The organism is Thermostichus sp. OS-CIW-26, assembly GCF_054058395.1.
The window spans coordinates 34,710-42,464 of record NZ_JBSSAG010000023.1; the positions used below are offsets into that span (position 1 = coordinate 34,710).

A 7,755-nucleotide genomic window follows, 5' to 3' on the forward strand; every position below is an offset into this window, starting at 1 on the left:
ATTCTGTTTGGACTCCGTCCCGCTAACGCGAATGGAAACAAACAGAATGCTATCGCTGCATAGTTGAACAGTGATGTTCAGCAGTGTTCAGCGTAAATGTATCAGGGAGAAAAGCTCTGCACTCAGAGACTGAGGATAACTTGCCGATATGCCACCTCTAGCTTCTGCACGGCTTGCTCTATAGTATCCCATTTTACAGAACTGGCTGGCTCGGCATGAACCAGCTTTTCCAACTGCTGACACAGCTCGGCCAGACGTTTGGCGCCCAGGGTGCTGCTGCCGCCTTTGAGGCGGTGGGCCAACCGAGCAATGGCTTGGGGATCCCGCTGCTCTAGGGCCTGCCGCAGGGATCCCAATAGAGCTTCGCTGTCCTGCCGGTAGGTTTGGATCATCTCCTGCCAGGCTTCTGGAGAGCTGAAGACTGCCCGCATCTGGGCGAGGATAACGGGGTCGAGGGGCGGATCCTCTTCTTGGCTGGCCGGGATGGGAAGGGGAAGGGATCCCTGAAGAACCCGGACTAGGGCGGCTGGCTCCAAGGGTTTGGTTAGATAGCCATCTACCCCAGCAGCTTGGGCAGCAGCACGGCCTTCCGAAAACACATTGGCCGTGAGGACAACAATGCGAGGCTGGCGCTCAGGAGGCAGCTCAGCACGGATGCGACGGGTGGCCGAAAGACCATCCAGCTCCGGCATTTGCATATCCATCAACACCAGATCGTAGGGTCGCAGGCGCAGAGCTTGGACGGCTTCCAGACCGTTGCCGACTACGTCGGGCCGGTAGCCCAACCGCTCCAGCATGAGGCGAATCACCTTCTGGTTAACCGGGTTATCCTCTGCCACCAGGATCTGCAGTGGGTAGCGGCTGGCCAGGGTCGCGTCCCAAATGGAGGGAGGAGCGGCGGGAGAGGAAGATAAGGAGGAAGGAGCTTTTTCTCCCACAAGCCCCAGCAGCAGCTTCCGCAGTTGGGAGGCTTTGACCGGCTTGGCCAAAGTGGGGAGAGGGTCTGCTGTGGAGATGAAGTTGCGCCCCGTCAGCACTAGCGGTAACAGGCGGGGTTGCGCTGTCTGCAGGTCAGCCGCCAGGGTCAAGCCATCCCGGTCTGGCAGGGTGGCATCCAGAAGGGCCAGGTCAAAAGGACGAGTTCTAACTGCAGCCTGGGCTTCTGCCGCCAAGGCACAACAGGTTACCTCCATGCCCCAAGCGCTCAGCAGTCGGGATAGCAACTGCCGTTGACTGGCGTTGTCTTCCACCAGCAAAACCCGCTTGCCGGCCAAGCACGGATCCGGTGCGGCGGTTGGCAACAGCTCCTGGTCTGGCCTCTTTAGGGGGATGCGAAAGCGAAAAGTGGATCCCTGGCCCGGCTGACTTTCCACCCCGATTGCTCCCCCCATGAGCTGGCAGAGACGCTGGCTGATGGCCAAGCCCAGGCCGGTGCCCCCAAACTGGCGGCTGATGGAGCTATCCACCTGGCTGAAGGGCTTGAAGAGGCGATCCAATTTTTCCGGGGGAATGCCAATGCCGGTATCTTGCACCTGAACGCTTACCCACTGCTTTTCGGGATCCCTCTCCCCGGCCTCGACGGTCACCACTACCTCTCCCTGGGGGGTGAACTTGATGGCGTTGCTGAGCAGATTGGCCAGGATTTGGCGCAGCCGGTTGGGATCCCCTATCAAGGTTGGCGGCAGGTTGGGATCCACCCAGGCCATCAGCTCCAGCTCCTTGCTCTGGGCTTGGGCGGCCATCAAATCCAGCAGCTCTTCCACCAACTGCGGCAAGGAAAAGGGTATTTCCTCCAGTTCCAGCTTTTGGGACTCGATCTTGGAGAAATCGAGGATGTCGTTGATTAGGTTCAGCAGCACCTCGCCTCCATAGCGGATGGTCTGTACCCAATCCTGCTGCTGCGGATCCAAGGAGGTGTCCAGGAGTAGACTGGTCATCCCCAAAATGGCGTTGATGGGGGTGCGGATCTCGTGGCTGATGGTGGCCAGGAACTCGCTCTTGGCCCGGCTGGCGGCTTCGGCAGCTTCCTTGGCTGCTTTCATCTGCTCTTCTGCCAGCTTGGCTAGGGTGATATCCCGTCCGGCGGCGTAGAACAGGGATCCGGCCAAAGAGGCTCGCCACTCGATGAAGCGATAGCTGCCGTCCTGAGTGCGGTAGCGGTTGACAAAGTGATCCAGCCGTTTCTCTTCGATAAGCTGCTGCATGGCCGCCTGCGTGGCGGGGAGGTCGTCCGGATGAACCCACTCCAAAAACGGTCGGCTCTGCAGCTCCTGCAGAGAATAGCCCAGGGTGGTCTCCCAGGCGCGGTTGAGACGGCGAAAGTACCCTTGGGCATCGGCAATGCAAAGCAAATCCAGAGCCACCGAGAAAAACTGCTCCAGCTCCGCTTCTGCCGACTTGCGGGCAGTGATGTCCACCGCGGTAAACACCCAACACGGGATCCCGCGCAGGACAAGGGGCTGCACAAACACGTCTTCCCAGACAACTCGGCCATCCTGCCGCTGCCATTGCCACTCAAAGCGGGCGGATCCCTGCTGGCGGGCTTGCTCCAAGTAGGACTGCAGCGAGAACTCCCCGCCCCGAAGAGCCCGGCGATAGGGAGACTGCTCGCAAGCGTCGAAGGCCCGCAGCTCCTCCAGGCTGAAAAACCCGTAGGCGGCAATGGCTTGGGAGTTGGCCTCCAGGATCTCGCCGGTCTCGGCATGACGGATGAGGATGGCCACAGCGGCATTCTCAAACAGAGCCCGGAACTTCTGCTCGCTTTCCTGGACGGCCTGCTGGGATCGCACCCTGTCGGTTACATCGCGGACGATCACCACCACCTCTTGGGGGTTGAGGGGCACAATGCGCACCTCTTCGTGGCGGGTCTCCCCTTCAATCTCGATGCTTTGGTCGTAGCGCTGCCGCGTCTGGGTAGCTATAGCCTGCTGAACAAAGAAAAGCCGCCGCTCGGCCAACTCCGGTGGCAAAAGCTCCTGCAGGGATCGGCCCACGTAGGTGTCGGGTGAGCCATAGAGAAGAACCTCGCCCCCCGAGATAAAGCTCAAGCAAATGCCCTGGCTATCAAGGCGAAAGATCAAGTCGGGAATGGCTTCTAGAATGGCTCGCTGCAGCTGTTCAGCGGCTTTCAAGGCCAGCTCCGCCTGCTTGGCTTCTGTAATATCCCGCACGATCACCAGGACTTCCTGGCTGTTGAGAGGGACAATGCGGGCCTCTTCGTAGCGTACCTCCCCTTGAACTTCAATGCTGTACTCGTAGCGCTGTTGGGTTTGGGTGGCCAGGGCTTGCTGAACATAGAAAAGCCGCTGCTCGGCCAGCGCTGGCGGCAGAATCTCCTGGAGGGATCGACCTAAGTGGCGCTCTGCTGGGCAGTAAAGATGGACATCGCCTCCGGGAATAGAGCTCAGGCAGATGCCCTGGCTATTCAGGCGAAGGATGAGGTCGGGGATGGCTTGGAGAATGGCCCGCTGGGTGGCTTCCATTTCTCTAAGGGCCAACTCCGCCTGTTTCCGCTCGGTGATATCTCGCACCAGGATGTAAATTTTGTCTCTCCCGTGAGCGACAACGCAGGCTCTCCGATAGCAGCGGATCCCCGGCTCAATCTCAACTTCGTACTCTAGGTACTGCGGCGTCTGGCTGACCAAGGCCCCCTCCGCCAGAGATGGATACTGCTCTTTCAGCGAGCCAGTAAACACGTCTTGGGCGCGGCAACCCACGTAAAACTCAGGCGGATGTCGGGTGGGAACGTAAGGGGAAGGCTTGCAATGAAGAATGACTCCCTCGGCGCTGAGCTCAAAAATCAAGTCGGGAATGGCCTCGTAGAGGGCGCGGTAGCGAGACTCGCTTTCCTGTAGAGCCCGCTCCATCTTGACCCGCTCGCTGATGTCGCGGCTGGTGATGAGGATCCCATCGCCCACCGGCACCACTTGGTGATGGATCCAACTGGCCTTCAAGCCCGGCTGCCCCGAAATGGGGAACTCCTCTTCCAGAGGAATGCCGGTTTCCACCACTCGCTTGTATTTCTCAAAAAAGCCCCCCCAGCGGTTGATGGGCAGCAGCTCGCACAGCCGCTGGCCGATGATCTGCCGGCGCTGGAGGGAAATGAGCTCTTCCCCCTTGGCGTTGACATCCACAAAGACAAAGTCGCGGATCTCGCGGGTAACGGGATCCCGCACCGCCTCCAGCAGGTAAATAGCATCCAAGCTGGCTTCCAAGGCTGCCCGAAAACGAGCCTCTGGGCTGGGGGTGCCTCTAGGAGGTTGGAAGGGAAATCTTCGAGAAAGGGATCCCAGGATCCCTCTGAAGACAGAAAGCGGCTGACTTTCCCCCAGGCTGACGCCAAGCAGCAGGAGAGCCAAGAAGAGGGATCCCAGCAGCCAAAAGGCAAGGCCAGAGGGATCCACCAGGCCCACCGTTTTCCCTACCGCCCATAGCTCTCTGTGCATAGAACCCAGAGATTCCTGCCCCCTTTCCACAGTATCCCAGCAAGTCTTTCCAGCTTATCTTGGAGGTCAAAAGGGGAAGCTCAGCTAACTTGCGGAAATGGCCTCTATGCAATGGGCAGGATTCCTCAAGAGTGGCTTTTTGGGGAAATGAGTCTTGGCTCAAAGCTTTGTTTCTGGGTGCAGTAGGGAGAGAGACTCTTTATTGTGAAGATGCTTTATTGTGAAAAATAATTGTGAAGAGTCAGCGGGATCCCTTGCGCCAGCGGCAATAGAGTTTTTCCAACTCCACCCAGACCATAACCACGGTGCTAAAGCCCAAGCAGATCAAAAGTTCAGTGCGGGTTAGCTCCTCTGTGCCAAAGAAGCTGCGCAAGAAAGGCACATAGAGCAGAGCCAATTGCAAGAGCAGAGTGGTCAGGACCGCGCCCAGCAGGTAGGGGTTGGAAAAAGGGTTGGTCTCGATGGTGAGCTTCTCGTTGGAGCGCACGGCCAGCGCATGGCCCATCTGGGCGATACACAGGGTGGTGAAGACCATCGTGCGCCAGTGGGGGATGTAGGCTTCCACAATGGCCATCATGAGGATTGTGGAGATGGCAAAAACCACGCCGATGCGCACCATGTAGGCTCCCAGCCCCTGGGCGAAGATGCTCTCTTTGGGGTTGAAGGGGGGGCGCTGCATCACCCCTGGCTCCGCCGGTTCCAAAGCCAAGGCCAGAGCAGGCAGGCCGTCAGTCACCAGGTTCATCCACAGGATCTGTAGGGGTGTCAGCGGCACATCCCCCAAGCCCAGGATGGGGGCAGCAGCCACTGTCAGCACCTCACCGATGTTGCTGCCCAAAATGTATTTCACAAAGCGGCGGATGTTGCTGTAGACCACTCGCCCTTCTTCAATGGCTGCCACGATGGTGGCGAAGTTGTCGTCCAGCAGCACCATATCGCTGGCCTCTTTGCTCACATCGGTGCCCGTGATGCCCATGGCGATGCCAATATCCGCTTGGCGCAGGGCAGGGGCGTCGTTGACCCCATCCCCGGTCATGGCCACGAACTCGTTTTGCTTTTGCAAGGCCTGGACAATGCGCAGCTTGTGTTCGGGGGCGACGCGGGCATAGACCCTGACGGTTTGTACCGTTTGCAGCAGCTCCTCGAAACTCAAGCGGGAGAGGGTACGCCCGTCAATCGCCTGATCCTCCGACTCGAGAATGCCCAGCTGGCGGGCAATGGCAACAGCTGTCAGTTGGTGGTCGCCGGTAATCATCAACGTGCGGATCCCGGCTTCTCGGCAGCGGGCCACGGCCTCTCGTGCCTCTGGTCGCGGAGCATCGTGCATCCCCACCAAGCCCAGCCAAACCAGGTTGTGCTCCACCTCTTCCCCGTTGTCCGGGATCCGCTCTAGCCTCTGGGTGGCTACCCCCAGAACCCGGATACCTTGGGCGGCCAGGCGGTTGTTGGTGCCGAGGATGGCTTGGCGATCGGTTTCCGACAGTTCCTGCCAAGTGCCCCCTTTCTGGATGCGATCACACCGCTCCAGCACCAGCTCTGGGGATCCCTTGGTGTAGACGCAGTAGCCGCCGTTTTCTTGGATCACCACGCTCATGCGCTTGCGTTCTGAGCTGAAGGGGAGCTCCTGCACCCGTGGGTAGCGCTCCTGTAAAGAGCCTTTGTGGAGGTTGGCCTTGGCGGCTGCCACCAGCAGGGCGGCCTCGGTGGGATCCCCCAGGATGGACCAGGTGGGCGTTGAAGGGGGAGAAGAAACTGCAGACCTTGGGTTGCGACCGGCAACGGGTTGGAGGCTGGCCTGCAACAGGGCATCGTTGCAGAACACCACGGCCCGCAAGATGGCCTGCAGATCCGGGGCGCTCCCGGGATCTACGGGCTGGCCGCCGCAGTAGAAGGATCCCTTGGGAATGTAACCGGTGCCGCTGACGTGGTAATGGCGGTCGGGGGTAATGATGTCGGTTACCACCATTTTGTTTTCCGTGAGGGTGCCGGTTTTGTCGGAGCAGATGGTGGTGACGGATCCCAGGGTCTCTACTGCCGGCAGGCGGCGGATGAGGGCGTGGCGGCGCACCATGCGTTGGGTGCCAATGGCCAGGGTGACAGTGATAACCGCGGGCAGCCCCTCTGGTACCACGGCCACGGCCATGCTCAAGGAAGTTTCCAAAAGCGAGGTAAAGGGGGCCATGCTCCCGGCTTGCAGCAGCCCTATCCCCACCACCAAGGCCACCAAAGCCAGGGATCCCGACACCAGCACATTGCCCAGTTGGCTCATGCGCTTCTGCAGCGGGGTGGGCTCGGTCTCCACCGTTTGTAGCAGCTTCGCCACCTTGCCCAGCTCCGTGTTCATGCCGGTGGCAGTAACCAAGAGGATCCCTCGCCCCTGAATCACTTCGGTGCCCATGAAGGCCATGTTGCGCCGTTCCCCCAGCTCGATGTCCGGCGGGAGTACGCAATCTGCCTGTTTGGTTACAGGGGTGGCTTCTCCGGTCAAAGCTGCTTCCCGCACCTGCAGGTTCACGGCCTCGGCCAAGCGCCCATCGGCTGGGATCTGTACCCCGGCTTCCAGCAGCACGCGATCCCCCGGCACCAGTTGGCTGGCTGGAACTTCTTGCCACAGGCCATCCCGCTCCACCCGCACAGTAGGGGAGGCCAGTTTTTTCAGGGCCGCCAGCGCTTTTTCCGCCCGACTTTCTTGCAAATAGCCCAGGCCACCGTTAAGGCCAACGATCAACAAAATGGCCAGGGCATCTTTGGGAAACTCGCCTTCTTGCAAGTCCAAAGTGGCTGAGATCGCCGCTACGGCGATCAGCATCAGCAGCATGATGTTGCGGAATTGATCCAGCAGGACTTGCCAGGAGCTACGGCCAGAAGTGGTGATCAGCTCATTGGGGCCATATTGCCGCTGCCTCTGGATCACCTGCTGAGTGGTGAGGCCGCGATCGGGATCGGTCTGCAACTTCTGGATGGCAGCGGCGAGGGTGAGGCTATGCCAGGCAGGAACAGAAGCAAGGGGGGATCCATCCGGTGGGATCATCGCGACCACTCGAGGGTTCTTGCCGCATTTTGACATACTCCCCGCCCTCGAGGGGGAGGATTCTTGTCATCTCCCCAGTTGTTCGGGCCATAGCTCTTCTGGCGCCAGCGGCTGGGATCATCTTCAGCTAGAAATCGCAGGAGCCCCGCACTGTACCCATAGGGTCAGTGTCGGGAAGAATGCGGAAGTTATGATAGAACCATGACCCAAGTCCTGACTGTAGCTTGCAAACTCAAGGTGTCCCAGTCCCAGGCCGCAAAGTTGGATGCGACAATGGAT

Annotated in this window: 2 protein-coding genes; both read right to left on the minus strand. The window is 59.7% G+C overall.

Annotated elements, in window-relative coordinates; genetic code table 11:
* Nucleotides 1–122 precede the first annotated feature (122 nt).
* On the minus strand, nt 123–4,445 hold the full coding sequence (locus tag ACVW0C_RS09945) for a PAS domain S-box protein (RefSeq protein ID WP_457385205.1): 4,323 nt from the start codon (nt 4,443–4,445) through the stop codon (nt 123–125).
* A 241-nt stretch (nt 4,446–4,686) separates the two neighbouring features.
* The gene (locus ACVW0C_RS09950; RefSeq protein WP_457385212.1) at nt 4,687–7,476 is read right to left on the minus strand and encodes a cation-translocating P-type ATPase; all 2,790 of its coding nucleotides are present in this window, start codon (nt 7,474–7,476) and stop codon (nt 4,687–4,689) included.
* Between the last annotated feature and the right edge of the window lie 279 nt (nt 7,477–7,755).

Excerpts from the sequence above, each read along its gene's own strand:
- ACVW0C_RS09945 (WP_457385205.1), bottom strand. The coding sequence starts at position 4,445 with ATGCACAGAGAGCTATGGGCGGTAGGGAAAACGGTGGGCCTGGTGGAT.
- ACVW0C_RS09950 (WP_457385212.1), bottom strand. The coding sequence starts at position 7,476 with ATGATCCCACCGGATGGATCCCCCCTTGCTTCTGTTCCTGCCTGGCAT.